23 protein-coding genes and 1 tRNA gene are annotated in these 24,776 nt (G+C 51.2%); 20 read left to right on the top strand and 4 right to left on the bottom strand.

The features are described 5' to 3' along the window. Positions 1-166: 166 nt before the first annotated feature. The 12 genes from spoIIE (at position 167) to nadA (ending at position 14,555) form a co-directional block, all read left to right on the top strand. Positions 167-2,641 (top strand): stage II sporulation protein E, encoded by a 2,475-nt coding sequence (gene spoIIE, locus DEP07_RS19470; protein ID WP_122966019.1) that lies wholly within the window; start codon positions 167-169, stop codon positions 2,639-2,641. A gap of 65 nt (positions 2,642-2,706) precedes the next feature. Continuing rightward, positions 2,707-3,468, top strand: a complete 762-nt coding sequence (locus DEP07_RS19465; RefSeq protein WP_122966018.1) for a vWA domain-containing protein — start codon at positions 2,707-2,709, stop codon at positions 3,466-3,468. Then, positions 3,458-4,384: a serine/threonine protein kinase gene (locus DEP07_RS19460; RefSeq protein ID WP_122966017.1), complete on the top strand. Its 927-nt coding sequence runs from the start codon at positions 3,458-3,460 to the stop codon at positions 4,382-4,384. Before DEP07_RS19465 ends, DEP07_RS19460 begins: the two co-directional genes overlap by 11 nt. A 15-nt stretch (positions 4,385-4,399) precedes the next feature. Continuing rightward, positions 4,400-5,146, top strand: coding sequence for a threonine/serine exporter family protein (locus DEP07_RS19455; protein WP_122966016.1), 747 nt, complete (start codon positions 4,400-4,402; stop codon positions 5,144-5,146). Positions 5,147-5,152: 6 nt separating this feature from the next. Then, positions 5,153-5,605 (top strand): threonine/serine exporter family protein, encoded by a 453-nt coding sequence (locus DEP07_RS19450; protein WP_063230343.1) that lies wholly within the window; start codon positions 5,153-5,155, stop codon positions 5,603-5,605. Further along, positions 5,577-7,004, top strand: a complete 1,428-nt coding sequence (tilS, locus tag DEP07_RS19445; protein WP_122966015.1) for a tRNA lysidine(34) synthetase TilS — start codon at positions 5,577-5,579, stop codon at positions 7,002-7,004. Before DEP07_RS19450 ends, tilS begins: the two co-directional genes overlap by 29 nt. Further along, positions 7,001-7,540 carry a hypoxanthine phosphoribosyltransferase gene (gene hpt / locus DEP07_RS19440; protein ID WP_063230345.1) on the top strand — a complete coding sequence of 180 codons (540 nt, stop codon included), beginning with the start codon at positions 7,001-7,003 and terminating at the stop codon, positions 7,538-7,540. Before tilS ends, hpt begins: the two co-directional genes overlap by 4 nt. Positions 7,541-7,609: 69 nt before the next feature. Next, on the top strand, positions 7,610-9,535 hold the full coding sequence (gene ftsH, locus DEP07_RS19435) for an ATP-dependent zinc metalloprotease FtsH (RefSeq protein ID WP_122966014.1): 1,926 nt from the start codon (positions 7,610-7,612) through the stop codon (positions 9,533-9,535). 100 nt (positions 9,536-9,635) lie between these two features. Beyond that, positions 9,636-10,508: an HAD family hydrolase gene (locus tag DEP07_RS19430; protein WP_173599738.1), complete on the top strand. Its 873-nt coding sequence runs from the start codon at positions 9,636-9,638 to the stop codon at positions 10,506-10,508. A gap of 144 nt (positions 10,509-10,652) precedes the next feature. Then, positions 10,653-12,638, top strand: coding sequence for an AraC family transcriptional regulator (locus DEP07_RS19425; protein ID WP_287102915.1), 1,986 nt, complete (start codon positions 10,653-10,655; stop codon positions 12,636-12,638). A 41-nt stretch (positions 12,639-12,679) separates the two neighbouring features. Further along, entirely contained in the window at positions 12,680-13,435 is a 756-nt protein-coding gene (locus DEP07_RS19420; protein WP_287102914.1) for an alpha/beta hydrolase, read from the top strand. 175 nt (positions 13,436-13,610) lie between these two features. After that, complete coding sequence (gene nadA, locus DEP07_RS19415; RefSeq protein ID WP_063230349.1) at positions 13,611-14,555, top strand: quinolinate synthase NadA; 945 nt, start codon at positions 13,611-13,613, stop codon at positions 14,553-14,555. A gap of 83 nt (positions 14,556-14,638) precedes the next feature. On the opposite strand, the gene DEP07_RS19410 is transcribed toward nadA, so the two are convergent. From DEP07_RS19410 to DEP07_RS19400, 3 genes are all read right to left on the bottom strand, one after another. Continuing rightward, entirely contained in the window at positions 14,639-15,928 is a 1,290-nt protein-coding gene (locus tag DEP07_RS19410; protein WP_287102913.1) for an FtsW/RodA/SpoVE family cell cycle protein, read from the bottom strand. After that, complete coding sequence (locus DEP07_RS19405) at positions 15,925-16,260, bottom strand: PadR family transcriptional regulator (protein WP_173599742.1); 336 nt, start codon at positions 16,258-16,260, stop codon at positions 15,925-15,927. The genes DEP07_RS19410 and DEP07_RS19405 overlap by 4 nt, the downstream gene beginning before the upstream one ends. Before the next feature lie 134 nt (positions 16,261-16,394). After that, positions 16,395-16,886 (bottom strand): PCYCGC domain-containing protein, encoded by a 492-nt coding sequence (locus DEP07_RS19400; RefSeq protein ID WP_063230353.1) that lies wholly within the window; start codon positions 16,884-16,886, stop codon positions 16,395-16,397. 193 nt (positions 16,887-17,079) lie between these two features. Here DEP07_RS19400 and DEP07_RS19395 point away from each other — a divergent pair, with 193 nt between their 5' ends. The 7 genes from DEP07_RS19395 to DEP07_RS19365 all read left to right on the top strand — a co-directional run bounded on the left by DEP07_RS19395 (position 17,080) and on the right by DEP07_RS19365 (position 23,704). Beyond that, positions 17,080-18,060 carry a metal ABC transporter substrate-binding protein gene (locus DEP07_RS19395; protein ID WP_122966007.1) on the top strand — a complete coding sequence of 327 codons (981 nt, stop codon included), beginning with the start codon at positions 17,080-17,082 and terminating at the stop codon, positions 18,058-18,060. Positions 18,061-18,215: 155 nt separating this feature from the next. Then, on the top strand, positions 18,216-18,986 hold the full coding sequence (locus DEP07_RS19390) for a metal ABC transporter ATP-binding protein (protein WP_122966006.1): 771 nt from the start codon (positions 18,216-18,218) through the stop codon (positions 18,984-18,986). Positions 18,987-19,023: 37 nt separating this feature from the next. Further along, entirely contained in the window at positions 19,024-19,863 is an 840-nt protein-coding gene (locus DEP07_RS19385; protein ID WP_122966005.1) for a metal ABC transporter permease, read from the top strand. Between the two features lie 38 nt (positions 19,864-19,901). After that, positions 19,902-20,327 carry a Fur family transcriptional regulator gene (locus DEP07_RS19380; RefSeq protein ID WP_063230357.1) on the top strand — a complete coding sequence of 142 codons (426 nt, stop codon included), beginning with the start codon at positions 19,902-19,904 and terminating at the stop codon, positions 20,325-20,327. A 142-nt stretch (positions 20,328-20,469) separates the two neighbouring features. After that, positions 20,470-22,092, top strand: a complete 1,623-nt coding sequence (gene nadB / locus DEP07_RS19375) for an L-aspartate oxidase (protein WP_122966004.1) — start codon at positions 20,470-20,472, stop codon at positions 22,090-22,092. Further along, positions 22,082-22,927, top strand: a complete 846-nt coding sequence (gene nadC / locus DEP07_RS19370) for a carboxylating nicotinate-nucleotide diphosphorylase (RefSeq protein ID WP_287102912.1) — start codon at positions 22,082-22,084, stop codon at positions 22,925-22,927. The genes nadB and nadC overlap by 11 nt, the downstream gene beginning before the upstream one ends. A 12-nt stretch (positions 22,928-22,939) precedes the next feature. Continuing rightward, a complete protein-coding gene (locus DEP07_RS19365; protein ID WP_287102911.1) occupies positions 22,940-23,704 on the top strand; it encodes a type III pantothenate kinase in 765 nt (254 codons plus the stop codon). 37 nt (positions 23,705-23,741) lie between these two features. Here the strand turns inward: DEP07_RS19365 and DEP07_RS19360 are convergent, their stop codons facing one another. After that, on the bottom strand, positions 23,742-24,161 hold the full coding sequence (locus DEP07_RS19360) for a GNAT family N-acetyltransferase (RefSeq protein WP_217023331.1): 420 nt from the start codon (positions 24,159-24,161) through the stop codon (positions 23,742-23,744). Between the two features lie 494 nt (positions 24,162-24,655). Between DEP07_RS19360 and DEP07_RS19355 the strand changes: the two genes are divergently transcribed. Then, positions 24,656-24,748 (top strand) — tRNA-Ser (locus tag DEP07_RS19355). Positions 24,749-24,776 lie beyond the last annotated feature (28 nt).

The raw sequence follows: 24,776 nt of genomic DNA, 5'->3' as shown, positions 1-24,776 counted from the left end.
ACCTGTCAGCCGACGTTATCCGCCATAACGTCGGTTTTTTTTGTCCAAATTCGCAGGTTTATTTGTCGCACGATTCTGTGAATATTCGCTGGTTTTTTGACAAATTTTACAATACCACCTCCGTATAATGGAGAAACACATTGAACAAGAACGGGGTGGAGCTAAAATGATCGCAAACAAAAATGTGACCCAAGCTGGGCAAGCATGGGCGCGCCAAGTGTCAGAACGAATGGATACGACCGCACGAACATGGGGAGACAAAGTCGCTGATGCCGTACGCAGATGGAATGTGCTTCCACTTTTGATGGGGTTTTTGCTCGGGCGGGCCTTGATCTTGGAAGAGCTGACGCCTTTTGCTATACCGTATTTTATCGTCATGTTCTATATTCGCAGAGACTGCCTGCTCGTTACCGGATTGGCGCTGATTCTCGGGGCTTTTACCCAATCGGTGCCGATCGGGCTACAGACGATCCTCAGCATCGTCCTCGCTCTGTTTACATGCAAAATGATGGAGCGGCTGCGGCGCAAAGATTTTTCGCGCACTCCGCTGCTCGTGGTCGTCACGATCTTTGTCAGTCGGCTCTTGTACGCGGTGCTTACCAATCAGGTAAATACGTACGAGCTGATCATGGTGGCTGTAGAAGCTGTACTCGGCTTCGTGCTAACGCTCATCTTCATCCAGTCGCTTTCGATCATTCATTTGGCCAAGCCCTATGAGCCGCTGAAAAACGAGGAAATCGTGTCGCTCGTCATCCTGCTCGCCTCTGTGATGACAGGTACAGTGGACTGGATGGTCGAAGGCATCTCGATGGAACACGTACTCTCTCGCTATTTGCTGCTCGTCTTCGCCTTCGTCGGCGGTGGAACCGTTGGTGCAGCGGTTGGCGTCGTAACTGGTCTTATCCTCAGTTTGGCAAATGTAAGTGCCCTTCTGCAAATCAATTTGCTGGCCTTTTCAGGTCTTTTGGCAGGACTGCTGAAAGAAGGCGGAAAAGTAGGCGTTTCCGCAGGTCTGCTGATCGGAACAGCGATCCTGGCTATTTACGGCGGGGCGGAAGAGACGCTTTACTACTCCTTGATTGAAACTTCCCTGGCGATTGTCTGCTTCATTCTCACCCCTGCTGTACTTTGGAAAAAAGTAGCCAGATTTATTCCGGGTACCCCCGAAAATTTGCAATCTCATCAGGAATATATGCGCAGAGTCCGCGATGTGACGGCGGGCAAAATTCAACAGTTCTCCGATTTGTTTACCCAATTGTCCCGCAGCTTTGCCCAAACCGCAGATCAGGAGGAGATCGAGGAACAAGCCGATGCCTTTCTCAGCCGGGTGTCCGAATTTACGTGCCAAAAGTGCTGGAAAAAAGAACAATGCTGGGAAAAGGACACGCAAGCTACGTATCAAGGCATGCGCTACCTGATGGAAAAAGTGTACGAAAATGGCACGCTCGCGGGTGTCACTCCGCCACGCGACTGGGAGCGAAAGTGCGTCAAGACAGAAAAGGTGATGACGGTCATGGAACAAGAGTACGACCGTCAGCAAGCTTTTGACCAGTTGAAAAAACAGGTGAAGGAGAGCCGCAAGTTGGTAGCTGACCAACTGTCGGGAGTTTCCCGGGTCATGAGCGATTTTGCCCGCGAAATTCAGCGGGAAGGCATGGAGCTGTCTTTTCAGGAAAAGCAAGTTTCCAAAGCGCTGGAAGGATTGGGGCTATCGGTTCGCCGGGTCGAAATTCACAGCCTGGAAGAAGGCAAGGTCGATATCGAAATCAGTCAGCCGACTTGCTTTGGACATGATGAATGCGGGAAAATCGTCGCTCCGATGCTGACGGAAATTTTGGGCGAGAACATCGTGGTTCGCGAGCGTCAATGCGAAGCGCAAAAAGACGGCTCTTGCACGATGTGCCTTGCCTCCGCCAAAACGTTTGAAATCGAAATCGGCGTCGCTGGCGCAGCGAAAGATGGCAAGCTCTTGTCTGGAGACAGCTTCCGCACGATGGATTTGGGCAATGGCAAAATGGCGCTGGCGATCAGCGACGGCATGGGCAATGGGGAACGGGCTTTTCTGGAAAGCCAGTCTGCCCTCGACATGCTCCAGCAACTGCTTCGCTCCGGCATGGACGAAAAAATTTCGATCAAGACCGTCAATTCTATCCTGGCCTTGCGCTCTACAGATGAAATGTTCGCCACCGTTGATCTGGCGTTGATTGACTTGCAGACGGCGCATACCCGGTTTATCAAAATCGGTTCGACACCGAGCTTCGTCAAACGAAAAAACGACGTCATCACGATTACAGCCAACAACTTGCCCGTGGGCATTTTGGAAGAAATCGAGGTCGATGTCGTGTCGAGAATGCTCAAGCCAGGCGATCTTTTGGTCATGATGTCCGATGGCATCTACGAGGCTCCCCGCCATATCGAAAACAGGCAGGCGTGGATGAAGCGGATCATCAGCGAGCTGGAAACAGATGATCCGCAAGAAGTAGCCGACCTGCTCCTGGAAAAAGTCATTCGTCAGCATTCCGGGAAAATCGTGGATGACATGACGGTACTCGTGGCGCGGATTGATCGGTTCGTTCCGCAATGGTCAGCGATCCAGGTACACGGGATGGAGAAGCTGGAACGGCCACGGATTGTAAGCTAGGGAGTATGTTTTCCCATCAGCGCGGCGATACTGTTGCTAAAACAGGCTGAATGGGGAGATTATTTGTGAAAGAAGCGACACTTCGTCAAATTCTCGTAGTAACAGACGGCTGCTCCAATTCGGGAATAAGCCCGGTTGCCGCAGCAGCACTGGCGCGTGAGCAAGGAATCACGGTCAACGTGATCGGAGTCATTGACAAAAGCGAGCTTGGCGAAAAAGGGGAGCGGGAAATCCGCGATATCGCCGAGGCGGGAGGAGGGCTTTGCGATATCGTCTATCCGCAGCAATTGGCGCAAACAGTCCAAATGTTGACGCGCAAGGCGATGACAAGAACCATCCATCAAGTGGTCAATAAAGAATTGAAAGAGATTTTGGGCGATTCCGGAATAGATGAACTGGCCCCGGACAAACGCGTTCAAGTAGCAGGCATGGTCGACGATCTGGGCGAAAAAAGCAGTCTGAATGTCGTGATGCTTGTCGATACATCCGGCAGTATGAAGCCAAAACTGTCTGCCGTTCAGCAAGCGATCCACGATTTTAGCATTAGCTTGCACTCCCGAAGTGGACAAAGCAGAATGGCTGTCGGCTCATTTCCTGGGAAACAAAAGCATTTGGATATACGCATTCCTTGGACAGAAAAAGTACAGCAGGCTCATCAGTTGACCAGTGATCTGGCAATGAGCGGCATTACGCCGACCGGGCCTGCGATCGTTGAAGCGATTGCTTTGTTTGAGCAGGATAAACTCCCAAGCACGCTGAAAGATCGCTATACAGACGAAGAAGAAAACGACGACATGAACGGAAGTCTGCGCGACCATGTCTTCTAAGGCAGCTACTCCAGATCTGCCCAAGTATTTTCAGGGCAAGTGGAATCGGAAGTCGTACCACGTTCTGCGGGAGTTGGGGCGTGGTGCGAACGGAACCGTTTACCTCGTCTCCCAGGACGGTGTGCGCCGTGCTGTCAAGGTAGGCGTGGAAGGTATGGACATTTTAATGGAAGTGAACGTGTTGAAAAGCGTACAACAGGGGCGGGATTCCAAAGTGGGACCGCTCCTCTGTGATGTGGACGACCTGGTCGTCAACGGAAAAGCGTGTACGTTTTATGCCATGGAGTACCTGGAGGGCGAACAGCTGGATCGCTATATCCAGCAGGCAGGGACGGAATGGGTGCCTGTCCTGATCGTGCAGCTGTTAGCCCGGCTCGATGTGCTGCACAAGCACGGCTACACGTTCGGTGATTTGAAACCGGAGAACATCATGGTGAGCCAGACGGACAAAACCGTCCGGCTGATTGATTTTGGCGGTGTTACCAAGCAAGGAAGTGCCGTTCGCCAATTCACGGAAGAGTACGATCGCGCCTTTTGGCATGCCGGCGATCGAAAGGCCGACACAGGCTACGACTTGTTCTGTGCAGCTGTGATCATGGTGCGTTTGACCGTTGGAAAAGAGTTGTGGAAAAGCAGCCTTAGTGAACCGCGTCATACGGGTTTGCTCTGTGATATAATACGGAAAAGTGACAGCCTGTACCCTTACCGAGTGCCTTTGTTAAAGGCTTTTCACGGGAAGTTTGCCTCGGCGGGCGAGATGAGAGCGGAGCTTTTGACAGTCCTGCGGGAGCGCACTGTCGCGCAGCCGCGAAAAAAGGCGCCGAAGCCAGGCAAAGTCGGGGGAGGCATAAGCGGCTTGTTTGTCGCCTCTTTGCTGCTATTGGCTGGAACTTTGTATTATGCATGGTTCATGTGAAGGATGTGACGGTTTGTGTCCTCGGATTTGGTGATGGATACTTGCTTGTTGGCAGGCTCAATCATATTGAAAAATGGTGGTGAAACATACAGGACGGAAGAGACGATGGCTTTGATTGCCGTGGCTGCGGGGATGGATGACGTCAACAGCTCGGCTACACCTACGAGCATCATTTTGTCTTTTCGGTGTAGCGGGCTGGATCATACCCGCATGGTCCGAACGCCAAAGCGAACCACCAATTTGAATAAAATCACACTTGTAAACGACGTATCCCGGCGCTTTGTCAGCGGGAAGATCACCTTGGAGCAAGCGTATCGAAGGCTGCGTGAAATCGACCAGGAAAAGCCGATTTATCCGAAGTGGATGCAGCATATGGCAGCAGCCATCGCCAGCGGCTCCTTTGCCATGCTTGCCGGAGGTACATGGTTTGATCTCGTCCCGTCGGCGCTGGCTGGACTGATCGTCAATCTGAGCCTCGAATATTTGGAACAGTTTGTTCGAATGAAGTTTTTTACCGAATTTACGGCTGCTTTGCTGGGCGGGCTGTTTGCCTTGCTGGCTGTAGCCCTTTTCCCACAGCTGCACATTAGCATCATCATTATCGGTGCCATGCTTCCATTGTTCCCAGGGATTGCGATCACCAACTCGCTGCGGGATTTGTTGGCAGGTGATCTGGTTGCGGGTGTTTCCCGGGGAGTCGAGGCCATGTTGACGGCCGTCTCCGTAGCGGTAGCCACAGCGATTATTCTCTGGTTGAGGTGAGTAAGTATGTTTGTTCAAGGTTTGGCGCTGAGCTTCTTCTCATCAATGGCGTGGTGCGTGCTGTTTAACGTCCCGGTTCGCACGATTTTGGCCGGTGGCTTGGCCGGGATGGTCGGATTTTGCGTGTTTTCGCTTTTGCCGATCTGGGGGGCGGAAGTGCTGCTGTCGACATTTGTTTCCGCAGCGATCGTCTCGTTGCTCAGCCAGTTTTTATCGATTTTGCTCCGTGTTCCCTCGACCAACTTTAGCGTCGCGGGCATTATTCCGCTCGTTCCCGGTTCGCTGGCCTACAAATCCATGCTGGCTTTCGTGAACAACAACTACGTGGAGGGAATCACGCTGGCTACCAAGACGTTGATGGTGGCTGGGGCGATTGCATCCGGACTTATTTTTGGTATTTCCGTCGTGACGATTTGGAAAGGAGCCCGTTATGCTGGAAAGCGTACGCAACGAGATTGAGGCTCTAAGGCTCCTTCTCCCCGGAGAAACGGTTGTCGTCGGAATTTCCGGCGGCAATGATTCTACAGCTCTTTTGCATATATTGGCTTCTCTAAATCAACACTATCAATACGGCTGGAAGCTGCATGCCGTTCATTTGAATCACGGCTTCCGCGGAGAGGAGGCCAGGCTGGATGCACAGTACGCAGAAGCGTTGTGCAGCGAGCTTGGCGTGTCTTTTCACCTGTTTGAGTACGATGTCCCTTCCTATATGAAAAAGACGGGGAAGGGAGGCCAGGAGGCAAGCCGCGAGCTTCGCTACCGCTTTTATCGCGAAGTAGGCATTGCTCATCAGGCAACCAAGCTGGCGTTGGCGCATCATGCCGATGACCAGGTGGAGACGATTTTGTTCCGTCTCGTGCGCGGCAGCAGGTTGCAAGGACTGGCTGGCATGCCGCAGCGTCGCATGCTGGAAGATACTGGGATTGAACTGGTGCGTCCGCTGTTGCATAAAACGCGTCAGGAACTGGAAGCCTATTGCCAGGAAAATGGTCTTGCTCCACGAGAGGACAGCAGCAATCGTTCGCGCAAGTACAAGCGCAATTTGCTGCGTCTGGATGTGATGCCGCTCTTGGCTCAGGTAAACGAGAAGTACCGCGAGCATATTCTTGATTTGGCAGGCGCGGTTTCGCAGGATGAGGCGTTTTTGACCAGGCTGGCTCGCGAGCGTCTGGACGAGGCTGTGATCGAAAAGAAACAGGAAGCATTTGTCATTGACAAAGACAAGTTTCAAACTTGTGACGTTGCTTTACAAAGGAGAATGATTACTCTAATATTAAGTTATCTCTCAAAACATACCGAATGGTCTTCGCAGCATGTGGAGACCGTTTTGCACATGCTAGGGGGAAGTCGCCCTTCTGCGGAAGTTCATTTGCCCGACAAACTGGTCGTAAGCCGGATGTACGGACGAATCCTTTTTAGTCGTAGAAAGCGGCAAGACAGCATACATACCTATAGTTACGAACTCGCAGTTCCAGGGGTGACCCGGATCGACGAGAGCAATGCCACGGTACATATTTCATACCTTGAAAGTCCCATGGATTGGGGACGACTCCCTGAAAATGAAGCGGTTTTCGACGCCGATCAGCTCCCGGGAGCGCTTTATTTGCGCAACCGGAGATCAGGAGATCGTCTCACCCTGTTTGGCTCTGCAACTGGAAAGAAGCTGAAGGATCTACTAATTGATGCCAAATTTCCGCGAGCATGGCGGGACAAACTTCCGCTTTTGACGGCGGGCGATGAGGTGATTTTGGTACCAGGTGTGCGCCGTTCCGCCGTAGCGCCTGTAAATGGACAGACCAGGCGTTTTCTACACGTGCGGGTTGAGTTTGGAGAAGATTGGCGGGAGGTTTTTTCATGAATCAAGACATCGAGAAGATTTTGCTATCAGAAGAAGATATTGCAGGAAAGGTAAAGGAGCTGGGCGAAACACTGGCTGCCGAATATCAGGGCAAAAATCCGTTGGTGATTTGCGTACTGAAAGGCGCGGTTGTTTTCATGGCTGACCTGATCCGTCACATGAACATTCCATGCGAAATGGACTTCATGGCGGTTTCCAGCTATGGCAGCGGAACAGAGTCATCCGGCATGGTGAAAATCCTCAAGGACCTCGATACTTCCGTGCAAAACAGACACGTGCTGGTAGTAGAAGACATCATGGATAGCGGACTGACATTGAGCCGGCTGGTAGAGCTGCTTCGCCATCGCGAAGCTGCCTCTGTGAAAGTGGTCACACTTCTCAACAAGCCAGAGCGTCGCAAGGTGGATATTTCACCGGATTACAGCGGTTACGATATTCCTGACGAATTTGTTGTTGGATACGGCTTGGACTATGCCGAGCACTATCGTAATTTGCCGTATATCGGGGTGTTGAAACCTGAAGTCTACACGAAGTAGCTTTGTTGTGGAGACCCTGCAAAATATGATAAAATGTGAAAAGTGTCTGTTCGTGAGAGGAGGTAAGGAATGAATCGCTTTTTTCGTAATACCGGGTTCTACCTACTGATTTTTCTTGTCACGGTCGGGATCGTGAATTTCATCCTCTCCGGTACTGATAAGGTTGGGAAACTTACATATCAGGATTTCCGGGTACAGCTGAAGGCTGACAATGTTACAGAGCTATCCATGCGCCCTGAAAATGGCACATACAGGGTAGAGGGTACACTGGCTAAAGCTATTCCGGGACAGGAAAGCAACAAATTTTTTACCAACGTTCCTTTGTACGACTCCGATGTTGTAAAACTTGTGGAGACGAAAATTGATGATCAAAAACTGAAAAAGGTAGAGTTCAATCCAGCGGAGGGCAACAGCATTTGGCTCACGTTCCTGACCTCGATCATTCCTTTTGTCATCATTTTCATCCTGTTTTTCTTCCTTCTGAACAACGCTCAGGGTGGCGGAAGCCGAGTCATGAACTTCGGAAAAAGCCGCGCGAAGCTGTACAACGAAGAGAAGAAGCGCGTTACGTTTGACGATGTAGCGGGTGCAGATGAAGAAAAAGCGGAGCTGGAGGAAGTTGTTGAGTTCCTGAAAGACCCGCGCAAATTTAACGCTGTTGGCGCTCGTATTCCGAAAGGGGTTCTGCTTGTAGGCCCTCCAGGTACGGGTAAAACATTGCTCGCCCGCGCTGTCGCTGGTGAAGCAGGCGTTCCGTTCTTCAGCATTTCCGGTTCTGACTTCGTGGAAATGTTCGTCGGGGTCGGTGCATCCCGCGTGCGTGACCTGTTTGAAAACGCGAAGAAAAATGCTCCGTGCATTATCTTTATCGATGAGATTGACGCCGTAGGTCGCCAGCGTGGTGCTGGACTCGGCGGTGGTCATGACGAGCGCGAGCAAACTCTCAACCAGTTGCTCGTAGAGATGGACGGGTTCGGCGGCAACGAAGGTATCATCATGGTAGCTGCGACCAACCGACCTGACATTCTCGACCCGGCGCTTTTGCGTCCAGGACGTTTTGACCGTCAAATCACAGTGGATCGTCCTGACATCAAGGGCCGTGAAGCGGTGCTCAAGGTTCATGCCCGCAACAAGCCGCTTGGCGAAGACGTGAAGCTCGATGTGATTGCCCGTGGTACTTCGGGCTTCACTGGTGCAGATTTGGAGAACTTGCTGAACGAAGCAGCTCTTCTCACTGCCCGCAAAAACAAAAAGCAAATCAGCATGAAGGAAGTAGACGAAGCCATCGACCGCGTTATTGCTGGTCCGGCGAAAAAGTCTCGCGTAGTCAGCGAAGACGAAAGACGCCTGGTTGCGTTCCACGAAGCTGGTCACACGATTATCGGCTATCATTTGAGAAATGCAGAAATGGTACATAAGGTAACAATCATTCCGCGCGGCCAGGCTGGCGGATACACAGTGATGCTGCCAAAAGAAGACCGTTTCTTTGCAACCAAAAGCGATTTGCTCGACAAAATCGTCGGCCTGCTGGGTGGACGAGTGGCTGAGGAATTGGTGCTCGGGGATATCAGTACCGGGGCGCACAATGACTTCCAGCGTGCGACAGCAATTGCTCGCAGCATGATTACCGAATACGGAATGAGCAAGCTCGGTCCGATGCAATTCGGTAAAAGCCAAGGACAGGTGTTCCTGGGCCGCGATTATGGCAACGAGCGCAACTACTCGGACAAAATCGCGTACGAGATCGATCTTGAAATGCAAAACATCATCAACGAATGCTACGCCAAGTGTACAGAACTGCTGACCAAGCACCGCGATCAGCTGGATCTGATTGCTAACACATTGCTGCGCGTAGAGACACTTGATGCTGAGCAGATCAAGCAATTGATCGAAACGGGAAAAATGGACAACGATCCGGCTAATCAGGAAAACAATGATGTGGTCGTGAACATTCAACCAAAACAAGAAGAAACAAACGAAGAACCGAAACAATAAGAGGCGCCTCAGGTGCCTCTTTTCTTCATAAAGGGACAAGGGGCATTTGTCTAGCCCAACATATAGCATAGTCAACCGAATCAGTGGAGGAGGAGAAATGATGCTACTTACACCGGGGATGGCAGCATTTGATATGGATGGTACATTGTTGAATGAGGCATCACAAATGAGCGAGGGAAACAGGGAAGCACTGTTCAAGCTGCAGGAAAAAGGCTGCAAGCTGGTGCTGTCGACAGGAAGGATGTTTGGTTCCGCACAAATCCCGATTGATTCGTTTCCGTTCGATGGTTACGTGTGTAGCAACGGGGCGGCCCTTTACGAAAAAGACGGCACACTGGTCCGCCGCTACTCCTTGGCAAAAGAACTGGTGATCGGTGCGATTCATGGGCTGAGACAAGAGCCGGTTTACTACGAAATGCACGATACAAACAGCAATCGCTGGATGGTGCAGGAGGATCGGGATCGTCTGGAGGCGATCATTGAGCAGGATGCATCGCTCGAAGGAGTTTCCATGCGGCAGTTCGCCTTTTACAGGCTTGCGCGCGTGGCGCCGCTTGAGGAAATGTTGGCAAAAATCGAGACTGGCGAAGTGGAGATTGTGAAGTTTTTTGTTTGGGACAACAATCAGGAGCGCCTGAAGTGGAGTGCCGATCAGTTTGCCCCATGGCAAGAGCAGATTTCGATTACTTCATCCGGGCAGCACAACATTGAAATCAATTCGCACGGTGTTTCCAAATGGGCAGGGCTGCTGTATTTTTGCGAAGCATGGGGGATAGCACCGGAGAAAGTGATGGCTTTTGGCGATGCGGAAAATGATCGGGAGGCACTGACCGAGGCTGGCTATTCGGTGGCGATGGAAAATGCCTCGTCCAAGATCAAGGAGATCGCCAAATACACCGCACCACATCACAATGAAGATGGTGTCGCCCAATTTATTTGGCAGCACGTCCTCGGTGAGACGCCTTCACGATAATGGACAAATCGAGCCAAAGGCTTTTACACGAAGAAACCGTTCGTCAGTGGACGGTTTTTTTGTTGTTATTGAGAATTGTTATCAATTATAATGAGCGTAGTGATCTGGCAGGGAGAGGTGATTCGCATGAGGCGAAACGAGTTAGTGAATCTATGGAATCATGCTTCCGTAAAAGTCATGGATGTGCGTCATCAAATTGTGCAGCCCACGGATATATTCAGCTATTCCTCTCTTCCTTCCAGTGTGTTTGTCTATGCTGTTCGTGGCCAGGCGGAAGTGCTGCTGGATGAACTCGTGTATTCGGTTAACGGATGCCACGTGATTCACGGCGGAAAGGGACAGGCCCTCGAAATCGTTCCCCAGAAAACGGAATTTGAGTTCTACATTCTTTTCTATAAAGCGGTGATTCCTCTGCCGTGCCGTCAGGAAATCAAGAGCCTTTTGGAGACGCGCAACTGGTTTTTGCTGTCGTATGACTTTGTGCCACAGCAGTCGATTGTGTTGCTCGACAAGCTCGAAAAACTCCAGGACATATGGCAACAAGTCACCGATACTGCTGTACAGCCGCTCTACGCCAAAGCTTTGTTCCAGTTGTTTGTAGCCGAATTGCTGGAGCAGATGCATGGGACGGAGGAGGGGGGAGAGAGTGGCGATCTGGTTTGGCAGGCCAAGCAATTCATTCACTCCCATTACAGCGAGCCGATTACGCTGGAAGCCATCGCGCAAAAGCTGCGCTACAGCGTCCCGTATTTGTCCAAGCAATTCAAGCAACAGACAGGCTACAGCCCGATTGATTACTTGATCCGCGTGCGCTTGGACAAGGCAAAAGCTTTGCTGATGCGCACCGAAGCTTCCTTGCAAGCTATTGCCGAAGGAGTCGGGTACAGCGATCTTTCGTACTTTATCCGGGCGTTCAAAAAGCACACGGGAGTAACACCCGGGCAATTCAAGGAGCAAGCGGAAGCGGCACTCTGGGAAGCAGGCTCAGAATATCCTGTGAAAAGGCTAAGATCATCTCTTGTTCAAACCTCGCCCCGCTACTACAATCTGTTTAATAATGAAAATCATTATCGAAAAGGTGAGGGAGAGAGTGTGCAGCTATTCAGAAACGGAACAAAAGGCAAAATGCATAAACTTATGCTGGGGCTTGCCCTGCTTTTGAGCGCATGCTCCGGTACCGGCAATGGAGGGGCAGTCAACAGCAGTCCTCCACAGTCGACCCAGCAGTCAACAGAAGTAGCTACCTCCGCGTCCACTACAGCTAGTACGCAATCGGCCAAGCAGCAATGGCCGAGAACATATGTCGATGCGACAGGGAAAGAAGTGGTGATTGCCAAACAGCCGCAGCGCGTTGTCGTTACTCATTTTGGCATGATGGAATATTTCTTTGCCCTGGAGACTCCACCGATCGCTTCTACTTTGGCTGAGCGCATGCTGGGTTCGTTTGAGACGTTGAAGCCTTACGCCAAAACGGCTTCTGTCAAAGACATCGGGGAAGTGACCACGCCGAATCTGGAATTGATGACGGAGCTTGAGCCAGATTTGATCGTCGCCTTTTCCGGTACGCATAACGACGTTTACGAAGATTTGAGCCATATTTCGACCGTTGCCATGATTAACAATACCGAGGAACGGACTTGGGCACAGACGCTTCGTGAATACGCCAAGCTGATTGGCAAAGAGCAATTGGCCGAGGAATACATTACAAAGCTGGAAGCGCTGATGGCTGAAGCGAGAGGCAAGATGGCTGCGAAAAAAGATAAGACCGTGACGTTCCTGCGCGCTTCGGGAGACGGCAACACTTTTTACGTGCTGGACGACAATGACGTGTCCTACGCTTTTGATGACAAATCAGGACTGGGACTCAAACCTCCCGGCCAGTACAAGCTGGAGGGCGATGTTGTGTCGCTGGAAGGCGTGACTGTACTCGATCCCGATTACATTTTCCTCGTCGATTACTTGGACAACGTCGATACTACGCTCGCCGAGTTGAACAAAAGCAAAGTCTGGAACTCGCTGAAAGCAGTCAAAGCCAAGCACGTATATCCGCTGGATGTCTCGATCAGCACAAAAGGTCCGTTGGCGGTTGAGTATACGACGAAGGAGCTGCTCCGGGTTCTTTCGGAATAGCACCGAGAAATCAATCGCACTGACGGAGAGGAGAGACTCAGATGAGTCAGCCTAGCGTGATCCACGATACGTTTAACGATAGACAGTTGCTGGTTTACTTGCCTGACGGCTATGCGGACAGCGATCAGCACTATCCCGTGATTTATTTGCAAGACAGCGGCGATTTGATTGAGCCAAAAGATAGCGACACGCTGCTGAGAGTGCGAGAGCTGACGGCGCAGGGCGAGCTGCCAGGCTTCATTTTCGTCGGAGTGGCTTCTTTTGATCGCAACGACGAATACACGCCGTTTGTTTCGCCAAACGTGTTTGAGCCAGGCAAAATGTTTGGAGGCAGCGCCTCTGTCTACGCTCAGTTTCTCGCGCACAAGCTGAAGCCGTATATCGACGGTCGATATCGTACGTTGCCGGAAAAAGAACATACGGGAATCATGGGCTTTTCTCTGGGAGGACTGATTTCGGTCTACACCGCCTTATCCTACCCCGATATTTTCGGGCGGATCGGGAGCTTTTCCGGATCGTTCTGGTTCCCGGGCATTATCGAGTGGCTGGAGCAACTGACGATTGAGGGAACTGGCCAGCGCCTGTACATGAACCTGGGCCACGCCGAAGGGGCCACCCGTACGAATGGACAGCAATGGATGGTGCCAAACAGCAAAAAGGTGTACGAACATTTATTGCAAAACGGCTTTACAGAGAGCACCGTGCGACAGGTGATTTACGAGAGCGAGTTTCACTCGTTTGACCTGGGAGTGCAATATGTTCCAGACGCCCTGCAATGGTTGTTTCGGGCAAAATAAACAAGAGCGACAAGAACGAGGCTCATATCCTTTTCGGGTATGAGCCTTTTGTTTCCGTGTCTTTCGCGAAAAGGCAAGGATCGGCAAATCATGTAACAACGCTTACATTGACAAGACCAAGTAATCAGCTTACAATGACCGTAAATTATGACACCACCGTAGGGGGATTTTTTCCATGGACGCTTTAGCGTTAGAAAAAAAAGCCCAGCGCAACGCTGAGTTACGTGAACGACTGATGCAGTTGAAGAAAGAACGGAACGCCATCATTCTTGCTCATTTTTACCAACGCCCCGAGATTCAGGAAGTAGCGGACTTCATTGGCGACTCTTTTGGTCTGGCGCAAAAAGCGAAAGAAACCGATGCAGATGTGATTTTGTTCTGCGGAGTTCACTTCATGGGAGAAAGTGCAAAAATTCTCAATCCCCAAAAGACGGTAATCATCCCTGATGAACGTGCAGGCTGTCCGATGGCGGACATGGTGAACGTGGAAGGGCTGCGCAAGTTGAAAGCACAGCATCCGAACGCAAAAGTAGTGGCGTATATCAACACATCTGCCGACGTCAAGGCAGAGACTTACATCTGCTGTACGTCGTCCAACGCCAAGCGGGTGATCGAATCTGTGGACAGCGAGGAGATCATTTGGGTGCCGGACAAAAATCTGGGCCACTACGTATCCCAGTTCACAGACAAAAAAATGATCATTTGGGAAGGCTACTGCAACACGCATGACCAGTTGTCTGTAGAAGACATCATGACGTTGAAGCAGCAGCATCCAGAGGCAGTGGTTGTCGTCCATCCAGAATGCCGTCCAGAAGTAGTTTCTTTGGCTGACTACGTAGGTTCGACTACGGGAATCCTCAAATACTGCCGCGAATCGTCCCACAAGGAGTTCATCATCGGGACCGAGGACGGCACGCGCTACATGCTGGAAAAGGACAGCCCGGACAAAACGTTTATTTTCGCCTCCAAATACCTCGTTTGCCCGAATATGAAGGTAAACAACCTGAAAAAATGCGTCGAAGCGCTGGAAACGATGAAACCGGAAATTTATGTGCCAAAAGATGTTGCCGACGCAGCGCGCGCGTCTTTGGAGCGCATGCTGGAAGTAGCTCCGGCTTAATGGCGAACAATAAAAGGGAACAGAGCTTGTCATGAGCTTTGTTCCCTTTGTTTTTTCCAAGTGTAATTAAGACGGTGCCAGGCTTAGGACTGGACGAGGGGCTGGATGTCTTTTCGACGGTAAACGTTCAGGGCCATCCCCAGCAAAACCATGTTCAAAATGAGGTGAGCATTCCCGTGACTGATCAGCGGCAAACTGATCGGTGCTGGTGGCAGCAGGCCCGTTGTCATAAACATGCTCCAGAAGTAGGGGAGGAAGATGAGTACGGCAATCCCGGTCAACAACAGAGAACCGTATGTATCTTTTACCCGATTGATGGCACGTATCCAGCGGCTGACCAATAAAAGGCCGATGGCGAACAGCGCTGCACCTGTCATTAGACCAAAGCTGTAGATCATGTAGGCAAAAACAAAATCAGTTTCAGGAAGCGGCACAGTTTCAAGTTGCGAACCAAAGCCTTGTCCCCATAACCCGGCTGAACGAACGGCATCCATGAGCTGAATGGCGAGATAACCGCTTCCGTTCGGGTCGCTATAAGGGTTAAGATACGCACTCCACCGTTCCAGCATATAACGGCTGCCGAACAGGTAGAAGCAGCTGCCGATGCATGCTCCTGCCAAGCCGATTACGGTCAAGAACGTAGCCCGTCTGACTGGTGAAACCAACAAAAGAAAGAGCAGAGAAACCACAAACAAGATGGCAGCAAAGGTCTGGTGCGAAGATGCCAGAAGCAAGCAGGGGGGAAGGAAATAAGCAAGTACCCGCAAAGTGACGAAGCGTTCCTTCCAGCTCCATTGGGCGAAGATGCCCGCCAGTGCGATCGTGAACAAAAAGACGCTCAGCTCGATGGAATTGACGATAGTTGATCCAATTTCGAGAAAAGGCGTGCCGTTTATCGGTTTGCCAGTGCGCAGCGTGAACAGCAAGAGAATGAACGTAGCAAAATAAAGGTAGCGGCTGTACTTTTTCAGCTTGCTGTAATCGGAAAAAAGCACAAGCAAAAAGAGGGCGCTGCCAATCAGCATGCCGATCCATTTTTGCTCGACCAGTTTTTCGTTGCCCATGGCTGTTTGCAGCGAGAACATGGTGAGCAGCCCGACGCCGAGCAGAACGGCAACCATCGCCACAATGCTCCATTCCATACGCGGTTTGTGGGTTTCGTGCAGCTGGCGTCCGATTGAGACGGGATCACCCATCTCGGCAATAGCTTGGGCGGTGGCAGCTTCTTTGGTGTGTCCAGCGTCGCGGTAATCCGCTATCTTTTCGGCAAAATGACCCTCCAGCTCCAACCGGATTGCGGGATGAACCTCTTTGCTGGCTATTTGCTTGCAGACTTCATCTATGTAACGGGCGATTTTGTCTGGTTGACTCACGTCGGCTCACCGCCCAACACTCCGTCTACTGCGGTGCGAAAAGAGATCCACTCCTGTTTCTTGTCTTTGAGATGCCGCTTGCCTTCGGGCGTGATTTGATAATATTTGCGTTTCCGCTCGCCCTCACCTTCGCTCCAAAACGCCTCGACCTTCCCCTCCGACTCCAGGGTGTGCAGGATCGGATAAAGCGTGCCTTCCTTCAACGTCAGCACCCCATTCGAGCTTTTTTCCATCGCCTTGATCATTTCGTAGCCATACATCGGCTTTTGTTCGAGCAAGGTGAGAACCAGGATGACCGTGCTGCCTTTCATCAATTCCTTGCTGATCGCCATAGGAATCTCCTTTTGTATCGAATATAGATGCATCGAATATCTAGGTATAATTGTAATCACATTTCCTGTCTTTTACAACAAAAAAAGCTTCCAGTTTTAAGGAAGCTTTGTCAGGAATAGAAAAAGGCTGGATTTCAGGAGGGCATAGGGGTGGGCGTCGGTTTTCCGTAGCCTTCTTTGTAGTTGTTGTCGATGTACTCGCGGATTTCTTTTGTCGATTTGCCAGCCTGTTTCAGCTTGGACGAAATCACGGCAATCTCCATGCAGACACCGCAGCGCGTGCCATGGTCATCCCAGACGATCGAGCCGTCCGACTTTTCCTCTTTGATAAAGCAGTTGCCGTTGTGCATGTGTCCAGCGCTTTCGCCGCAACCGCAATAACAAGGGATCGATTTGAGCAGCTCGCGGTTTGCCCCTGCGATTTTGTACGATTCGATGATGACGGGGTCCTGATTATCGAGAAACTTCGGCAGCTGATCAACAGAAGCTGTCAGTTCTTGCAGGTCGCCGTTAGGAGCGTGATTTGCGTGATTCGCGTGATCCTGACCAGCTTGATCAGTCGCGCCACAACCAGTGAGCAGGGCTGCGGCAAAAATGCTTATGGCCAACCATGATTGACGTTTCATTTTGGACATACCTCCCGCCTTATATCTTATCATAACGACATGGAGAAATTGTGTAGCTGCGATCGGCGATGCAAACATATGACAATTAAATCGTAATAAATCCTATTTACTTTTTGGGTCACTGTCCGTATAATGAAAAACGATCAAGCAACTAAATCGGAATCATTTTGAATTGGGTAGGAGGAACATAGAGATGAAAAAGAGCCTGTTGGCGATCCTGAGCCTCGTTACGGCTGTCAGTATTGCCGGATGCGGTGCAGCTGAGCAGACGACAAGCACCCCTCAATCCGGGGGCGATGCCAAGCCGAAAGTATATACAACCATATATCCATTGGAATACGTAGCCAAACGCATCGGGGGAGAGCATGTAGAAGTGACCAACATGATCCCCTTGGGCGTAGAACCACACGACTACGAGCCGACTGCCAAAGACATGGTAGCATTGGCGAACGCAGACGTTTTCGCCTACAACGGCAGCGGTTTGGAGCTGTGGGTGGATAAAGCCGTCAGCAACCTCGACAAAAACAAGACAGTGATCGTCAACGCCTCGGAAGGACTCGATTTGCTGAAAGCCTCCGAGGATGAACACGAGCATGAGGGAGAAGCTGCGACCGAAGAGCATGCAAAAGAGGAGCACGACCATGACCACGGGGAATTTGACCCGCACGTATGGCTGGACCCGATGAAGCTGAAGGCGCAGGCGGAAAAAGTGAAAAATACGCTGGCGCAAAAAGATCAGGCGCATGCTGCCGATTTTGAAAAGAACTTTGCGCAACTGGCTGCTGATTTGGATAAGCTGGATCAAGATTTTAACACAATGGTTTCAGCGGCTCCCAAAAAGGAATTTATGACTTCGCATAGCGCCTTTTCCTATTTGGCGAAACGATATGGTCTGGAACAGGTGGCGATTTCCGGATTGAACCCGGCCGACGAACCATCTCCGGGCGAGCTGAAAAGCTTGGTCGAGCATGTGAAGGAGCACAACATTTCCTACGTCATGTTTGAAACGCTTGTCTCTCCAAAAGTGGCGGAAGTGATTGCGAAGGAAGCGGGCGTGAAGACAGCTACGCTCAATCCGCTCGAAGGTCTGACAGAGGACGATGTGAAGGCAGGCCGTGATTATTTGTCCATCATGCGTGACAATATGGAAACATTGAAAGTAGCATTGAACTAACGATCAAGAAAATGTCGCTGAATCTGGCGGCATTTTTCTTTGTATCGGGCCAGCCCAAGATTTCTGCTCCATAGGAGGCTTGTAGTTCGGGCAAAATCGTAGTAGGATGAAAGGTAACAAATCAGAACAAATCCGATTTAAAGGATGATCATATCATGGAACCAACAACACAAGGAGTGCCTGTGGTAAAGCTGTCAGGTGTCTCCTTTCAATATGACGACAAAGTGGTTCTGGATGGAGTGGAGTTCTCGCTTGAGCGCGGCGAATTTGTCGGGATTGTCGGGCCGAATGGATCGGGGAAATCAACGCTGATGAAGCTGATCCTCGGTCTTTTGCCCCCGAGCAAAGGGAAGGTCGAGCTGTTCGGACAGCCTTTGTCCAAGTTCCGCGAATGGAACCGGATCGGCTACGTGGCGCAGCAAGTGGCTCACGGTGCGGGCGGGTTTCCCGCGACAGTCCAGGAAGTCGTTGCTTCTGGTCTCGTGGGAAAAGTTGGCCTTTTCCGCAGACTGAATGCCAAGCATCATGAAAGCGTACGGGCTGCTGTTGAGCGGGTAGGTTTGACGGATAAGCTGAACCAGCGGATCGGAAGTTTGTCTGGCGGCCAATTGCAGCGTGTGTTTATTGCGAGGGCGCTTGTCGCTGAGCCGGAGCTGTTGATTCTCGACGAGCCGACTGTCGGCGTCGATCAGGAATCGATCGAGCAGTTTTACAGCTTGTTGCGTTCTCTAAAGGAAGAGAATGGCCTGACGATGATGATCGTGAGCCACGACGTCGGAGTGATGTCGCAATGGGTAACGAAAGTAGCTTGCGTGCAAAAGAAAATCCATTTTCACGGAACCGCTCACGAGTTTGAGCACAATCAGGAAAAAATTATGCAAAGCATGTATGGTGATTCCGTCCGGCTCTTGTCCCATCACCATTAAGCCGTTGCAAACGAGATAATGACGAAGGAGTATGAACATGCTGGCTGATTGGTGGCAGTATGATTTTTTGCGGTATACCCTGTTTTCAGGGATTTTGATTGGCCTGATTTGTCCCTTGCTCGGGACGTTTCTCATCGTTCGCCGCTTGTCGATGATGGCCGATGGTCTGTCTCACGTCACACTGTCCGGTGTGGCTGCCGGGATGCTGGTGTCCAAAAAGATTGCGTTTTTCTCCGCTGTGAACCCGTTGTTTTTCGGGATGCTTTTCGCGGTGATCGGTTCTTTGTTCATTGAGCGCTTGCGCAAGGTGTACAAAGCGTATCAAGATTTGGCGATTCCGATCATTTTGTCGACAGGACTTGGGCTGTTTACCGTTTTGATCAGTGTCGCTGACGGATTTAACGCCGACTTGTACTCGTATTTGTTCGGGAAAATCGTCACGGTATCGATTGAAGATTTGTACGCGCTCGTTGGCGTGGCGGTAGTCGTGCTTGGCACGGTTTTTCTGATCTACAAGGAACTGTTCGCCGTGTCTTTCGATGAAGAATTTGCCCGGGTGTCCGGTGTCGCGCGCAGATCGATCAATCTGTGGTTCATGGTTCTCGTCGCGCTTACGATTGCCGCTTCCATGCGCATTGTCGGCGTGCTCTTGATTTCCGCGCTGATTACGCTGCCTGTTGCGGCGAGCTTGCAAATTGCCCGGAGCTTTCGCCAGACGATCTTTTTCTCGATTCTGTTCGCGGAAATATCCGTGCTGAGCGGATTGTATTTTGCCTATCTCTTTGACTGGGCATCTGGTGGTACAATTGTGTTGATGGCTGTTTTGATTATGCTCATTGTTTTGGGTGTGAAAAAGCTGCGTGCGATCATGCGATAAAGTCATCTGGTTAAGACAAAAGGAAGGAGTGTTTGTCGATGAAGGTGGAAGAAGCCCTGCAAATTTTAAAGGAGCACGGGTACAAATATACCGGCAAGCGGGAGGAGATGATCCGCATCTGCGCTGCCGAGAAGCGCTACTTGTCTGCCAAAGATATTATGGAGCGAATTAAGGAGCAGTATCCGACTCTCAGCTTCGATACTGTTTATCGCAATATCTCCACTTTTGTTGAACTGGGGATTTTGGAAGAGACGGAGCTGGAGGGAGAAGGGCGTTTTCGCCTGGCTTGCTCGGCAGACGGTCACCACCATCACCATGTAATCTGTACGGAGTGTGGGAAAACTTCTTCCTTGCCAGGCTGTCCGATGAACGTCATGGCTTCTGTGCCAGAGGATTTTCAGGTAACCGGACACAAGTTTGAGGTGTACGGAACCTGCAAGGAATGCGTCGCCCAATCGAACTAAACGAGTGACTTGCCAAGAGTGTTCGCAAAAAGCGGATGCTCTTTTTTCTTGCAATCGGAACTTTTCCAATGTGGTTTTCTTCTGGTAGGTATTTGCTATAATGGGTGGGAAATCATCAGTTACGGAGAGAAGGGACACAGCCATGATTCCCCGTTATATCGCGGATTTTGATTTGCAGGCATTGCCTCGAATGAAAACAGATGTAGCTGTTGTTGGAGCAGGGATAGCCGGGTTGTACACGGCGTTGCAAACGAGTGAGTATGCGGATGTAGTTCTGATCAGCAAAAAAGGGCTGGATGACAGCAATACCCGCTGGGCGCAAGGAGGGATTGCCGCCGTTACGGCCAAATCGGATTCTCCTGCCTTGCATCGTCAAGACACGTTGATCGCCGGAGCGGGACTTTGCTCGTACGATGCGGTGGAAGTGCTTGTGCATGAAGGCCCTGATCGCTTGAAGGAACTGATTGCTTACGGAACGGAATTTGACCGCGATGCAGAAGGGCAGTATGAGCTGACGCAGGAAGGCGCGCATAGCAAGCGACGCATTTTGCATGCGAATGGCGATGCAACAGGGGCCGAGATTGTGCGTGCCTTGTCCAAACGGGTCATGGAGCAAGAGAACATTCATGTGCTGGAGCATCATTTTGCGATTGATGCGCTTACGCAGGATGGCGAGTGCGTCGGGATGATCGTGCAAAAGCCGGACGGGGAGTTGTTTTTCCTCGAGGCAAAAGCGACCGTGCTGGCGACTGGCGGAGCGGGACAACTATATCGCTACACCACCAATCCGGAGATTGCCACTGCGGATGGGATCGGCATCGCGTATCGGGCTGGCGCGCGGATCAAAGACGTGGAGTTTATCCAGTTCCACCCGACCGCGTTGTACTATCCAGGAGCACCCCGTTTCCTCATATCGGAGGCGGTAAGGGGAGAAGGGGCCATTTTGCGCAACACCAATGGCGACCGCTTCATGGACAAGTACCACCCGCAAAAAGAACTCGCGCCGCGTGACATTGTAGCGCGGGCGATTGTGGCCGAGATGGAGCAGACCAAGTCTTCGTTTGTCTATCTCGATATCACCCACGAGTCTGAGGAACTGATCAAGCATCGCTTCCCGACCATCTACAACTTTTGCCTGCAATACGGCTTGAACATGGTAACGGACTGGATTCCGGTCGCCCCTGCGTGCCACTACATCATGGGCGGAGTCCAGACGGATTTGAACGGCGAGACGACCACCAGCCGCCTGTTTGCCTGCGGCGAAGCTTCTTGCACAGGCGTACATGGGGCGAACAGACTGGCGAGCAATTCCTTGTCGGAAGCGGTCGTCTTCGGACATCGGATCGCGCAGCGAATCAAGGAGTTGACTGAACTGCCAGCAATTCAGCCGATTCGCGTCGTCTCCAAATATCGGCAAACGCGCACGTTCAATACACGTGAACAAAGACTGAAGCTGCAAAAGCTGATGCTGAGACACGTCAGCGTCAAGCGCGACGAGAAAGGTTTGAAAAAGGCGCTGGCCGAACTGGAACGGATGGAACAGTTTTACCAGTATATCGCGCAAGACCGGGAAGCCTTTGAATTTTTAAACTTGCTGAATGCAGCGGTATTGACGACAAGAGCTTCGCTGCTTAGGGAAGAGAGCCGTGGCGGGCACTATCGCACAGATTTTCCGAATAAAGATGACTTGCTGTGGCGCAAGCATCTCATCCAGACGTTCGAGAACGCCATTCAAGAGGAGTGTGGACAAAACGATGTGGAATAAACGGGAGCTTCAACGCAAAATCGAAGAATGGCTGCACGAAGATGTGGGCTTTGGCGACGTGACAACCATGAGCACGATTCCGGATTCCGAGCAAGGGATCGGGATTTTGTACGCGAAGGAAGCAGGTGTGGTAGCAGGCTTGCCGATTGCCGAGCAAGTTTTCGCGACGGTCGATCCTGAGCTTGTTTTCACGGCAAAAGTAGCGGAAGGGCAGCGGGTCGAAGTCGGTCAGGAGCTGGCAGCAGTCAGTGGTTCTGTGCGTTCGATTTTGAGCGGTGAACGGCTTGCGCTCAACTTGATGCAGCGTCTGTCCGGCATCGCGACGAAAACAAGCGAGTATGTAGCGGCAGTAGCGGGCACAAAAGCACGGGTAGTAGATACGCGCAAGACGACTCCGGGGCTGCGTTTCCTGGAAAAGTACGCCGTTCGTGTCGGGGGCGGCCATAACCATCGCTTTGCCCTGTACGATGCCGTGATGATCAAAGACAATCACATCAAAGGAGCGGGCGGAATTGCCCAGGCAGTTGCCTCGGCTCGCGCCGCTATTCCTCATACCATGACCGTCGAGGTGGAGGCCGAATCGCTTGAGCAGGTGCGCGAGGCGCTCGAAGCAGGCGCAGATATTATCATGCTGGACAATATGTCTCTGGAAGCAATGGCTGAAGCGGTAGCTCTGATTGATGGACGAGCGGTGGTAGAGGCTTCTGGCGGGGTAAACCTGGACACGATCGGAAATATTGCCAAAACGGGCGTGGATGTCATTTCTGTTGGAGCGTTGACCCACTCCGTTGCGGCGTTTGATATCAGCCTGGATTTGAATACGCGCAAACGGTAAGGAGCGACCTGTATGCTACTGGTGATCGACATAGGCAACTCCAATATCGTCCTTGGTCTGTATGAGGGCGAGGTGCTGCGCCATCATTGGCGGATCGCGACCGACCGCAACAAGACGGAAGACGAATACGGAATGCTTGTGAAAAGTTTGTTTGGCAGCGCAGGGCTTGTGCTTGAGCAGGTCAGCGGAGTGATTCTCTCCTCGGTTGTCCCGCCTTTGAATACGGCGACTGAACGCATGTGCGGCAAATACTTGCGTCAAAAAGCGCTCATCGTCGGCCCGGGAGTCAAAACCGGGCTGAATATCAAGTACGAGTATCCGCGAGAAGTAGGCTCGGACCGGATTGTCAATGCAGTGGCGGCGATTCATGAATACGGGGCGCCTTTGATCATTGTTGATTTTGGAACGGCTACGACTTTTTGTTACGTGGATGAGCGGGGCCAATATTGGGGCGGAGCGATTGCGCCGGGCATCGGAATTTCCACGGAGGCGTTGTTTAGTCGGGCTGCAAAATTGCCGCGCATAGAGATCGCCAAACCGGGGAGCGTAGTCGGCAGAAATACGATCGCAGCCATGCAAGCAGGCATATATTACGGCTTTGTGGGGCAGGTCGAGGGAATCGTTCGTCGAATCAAAGCGGAGTACCAGACCGAGCCGACTGTCGTCGCAACAGGTGGGATGGCTTCTTTGGTAGCAGATGAGACATCGTGCATTCAGGTCGTCGATCCTTATTTGACGTTAAAAGGGTTGCGATTGGTTTACGAGCGGAATCAGTAAAAAACAGCCGTGGCAGTTGATGCTGCGGCTGTTTTTGCTATATTTTTTTGCAGTAAAACACTTCCGGATCAGCGGGATCAAGGTTCTGGATAGTTCCGCTGTAGGCATACCCAAGCTTTTGGCAAAGGCGTTGCATTTTCTTATTGGAAAGGTTAGTGGAAGTGAACAGCTTATCGGTGGGACATAGCTTTTCCAGGTACAGCATTAGCTCTTTTCCGATTCCTTGATGCTGATGCCGAGGATGTACGATGACAAGGTGAATAAAGCTTTGCTGAAAAAAAGATTGATTCATGACGGCAAAGCCTGCGATGTCCATGTCGAGGGAAGCAACATGGCAATGACCGGCTGCAATAGCCGTTTGCAACTCATGTGCTCGGCTGGTTGAGCCTAGAACGAGGGCGTCTATTCTACAGACAGCAGGAAGATCGTGCAGCGTGGCTTGTCGAAGCAATACCACAGGGGTTCACTCCTTTTCTCATTTGGTTATCGCTTGCCTGGCTTGTTCTTCGCGCCTTTTCGCGCTTTCAAAGTCAAGCGAGATCATCAGAGGCTTTCTATTTGTAGGTATGTAGCGCCGAGGTAATTCATCGCCAATTTTGATTTAGGGAAAGTATATCATTTTATGAATGGAGGTATCTTTTTATGTTGAAGCTAGGGGTGCAAATCGCAGTGTAGAGCCGCGACTAAAATCTGTGCTGACGGGTAATGATATATGCGTGGTAGGCGAATGCAAACAAAAGCGGGAAAACGAAAAGCGATTTTTATAATTTTATCGTTGACAGGGCATGGCTCACGCGCTACAATGGCTATTGTGCCTAGCAGAAAAGTTATATGAAAGTGAACTTTTTAAGCAGTATTGAAAAAAGTTCTTGCCAAGTTGAGAAGCTTGTGATAACATATGAAGTCTGGAAGGCAAACAAGGTGATCAACTCGATCCCTTCATATATACATGGATGGATGTCCGAGCGGCCGAAGGAGCACGATTGGAAATCGTGTAGGCGGGGTTAACTCGTCTCGTGGGTTCAAATCCCACTCCATCCGCCATTACGCATGGCCCGTTGGTGAAGCGGTT

This window comes from Brevibacillus sp. (assembly GCF_003521185.1).
Lineage (GTDB): Bacteria > Bacillota > Bacilli > Brevibacillales > Brevibacillaceae > Brevibacillus > Brevibacillus parabrevis.
The sequence above is the reverse complement of the archived record's forward strand: the minus strand, read 5'-3'. Positions and strand labels throughout refer to the sequence as shown.

What these genes read in the sequence shown, in the direction of transcription:
- DEP07_RS19400 (WP_063230353.1), bottom strand. Translation starts at nt 16,886, where the DNA reads ATGAAACGTCAATCATGGTTGGCCATAAGCATTTTTGCCGCAGCCCTG.
- tilS (WP_122966015.1), top strand. Translation starts at nt 5,577, where the DNA reads ATGCTGGAAAGCGTACGCAACGAGATTGAGGCTCTAAGGCTCCTTCTC.
- DEP07_RS19450 (WP_063230343.1), top strand. Translation starts at nt 5,153, where the DNA reads ATGTTTGTTCAAGGTTTGGCGCTGAGCTTCTTCTCATCAATGGCGTGG.
- DEP07_RS19405 (WP_173599742.1), bottom strand. Translation starts at nt 16,260, where the DNA reads ATGGCGATCAGCAAGGAATTGATGAAAGGCAGCACGGTCATCCTGGTT.
- DEP07_RS19385 (WP_122966005.1), top strand. Translation starts at nt 19,024, where the DNA reads ATGCTGGCTGATTGGTGGCAGTATGATTTTTTGCGGTATACCCTGTTT.
- hpt (WP_063230345.1), top strand. Translation starts at nt 7,001, where the DNA reads ATGAATCAAGACATCGAGAAGATTTTGCTATCAGAAGAAGATATTGCA.
- DEP07_RS19365 (WP_287102911.1), top strand. Translation starts at nt 22,940, where the DNA reads ATGCTACTGGTGATCGACATAGGCAACTCCAATATCGTCCTTGGTCTG.
- DEP07_RS19430 (WP_173599738.1), top strand. Translation starts at nt 9,636, where the DNA reads ATGCTACTTACACCGGGGATGGCAGCATTTGATATGGATGGTACATTG.
- DEP07_RS19380 (WP_063230357.1), top strand. Translation starts at nt 19,902, where the DNA reads ATGAAGGTGGAAGAAGCCCTGCAAATTTTAAAGGAGCACGGGTACAAA.
- nadB (WP_122966004.1), top strand. Translation starts at nt 20,470, where the DNA reads ATGATTCCCCGTTATATCGCGGATTTTGATTTGCAGGCATTGCCTCGA.
- DEP07_RS19460 (WP_122966017.1), top strand. Translation starts at nt 3,458, where the DNA reads ATGTCTTCTAAGGCAGCTACTCCAGATCTGCCCAAGTATTTTCAGGGC.
- DEP07_RS19420 (WP_287102914.1), top strand. Translation starts at nt 12,680, where the DNA reads ATGAGTCAGCCTAGCGTGATCCACGATACGTTTAACGATAGACAGTTG.
- nadA (WP_063230349.1), top strand. Translation starts at nt 13,611, where the DNA reads ATGGACGCTTTAGCGTTAGAAAAAAAAGCCCAGCGCAACGCTGAGTTA.
- spoIIE (WP_122966019.1), top strand. Translation starts at nt 167, where the DNA reads ATGATCGCAAACAAAAATGTGACCCAAGCTGGGCAAGCATGGGCGCGC.
- DEP07_RS19395 (WP_122966007.1), top strand. Translation starts at nt 17,080, where the DNA reads ATGAAAAAGAGCCTGTTGGCGATCCTGAGCCTCGTTACGGCTGTCAGT.
- nadC (WP_287102912.1), top strand. Translation starts at nt 22,082, where the DNA reads ATGTGGAATAAACGGGAGCTTCAACGCAAAATCGAAGAATGGCTGCAC.
- DEP07_RS19390 (WP_122966006.1), top strand. Translation starts at nt 18,216, where the DNA reads ATGGAACCAACAACACAAGGAGTGCCTGTGGTAAAGCTGTCAGGTGTC.
- ftsH (WP_122966014.1), top strand. Translation starts at nt 7,610, where the DNA reads ATGAATCGCTTTTTTCGTAATACCGGGTTCTACCTACTGATTTTTCTT.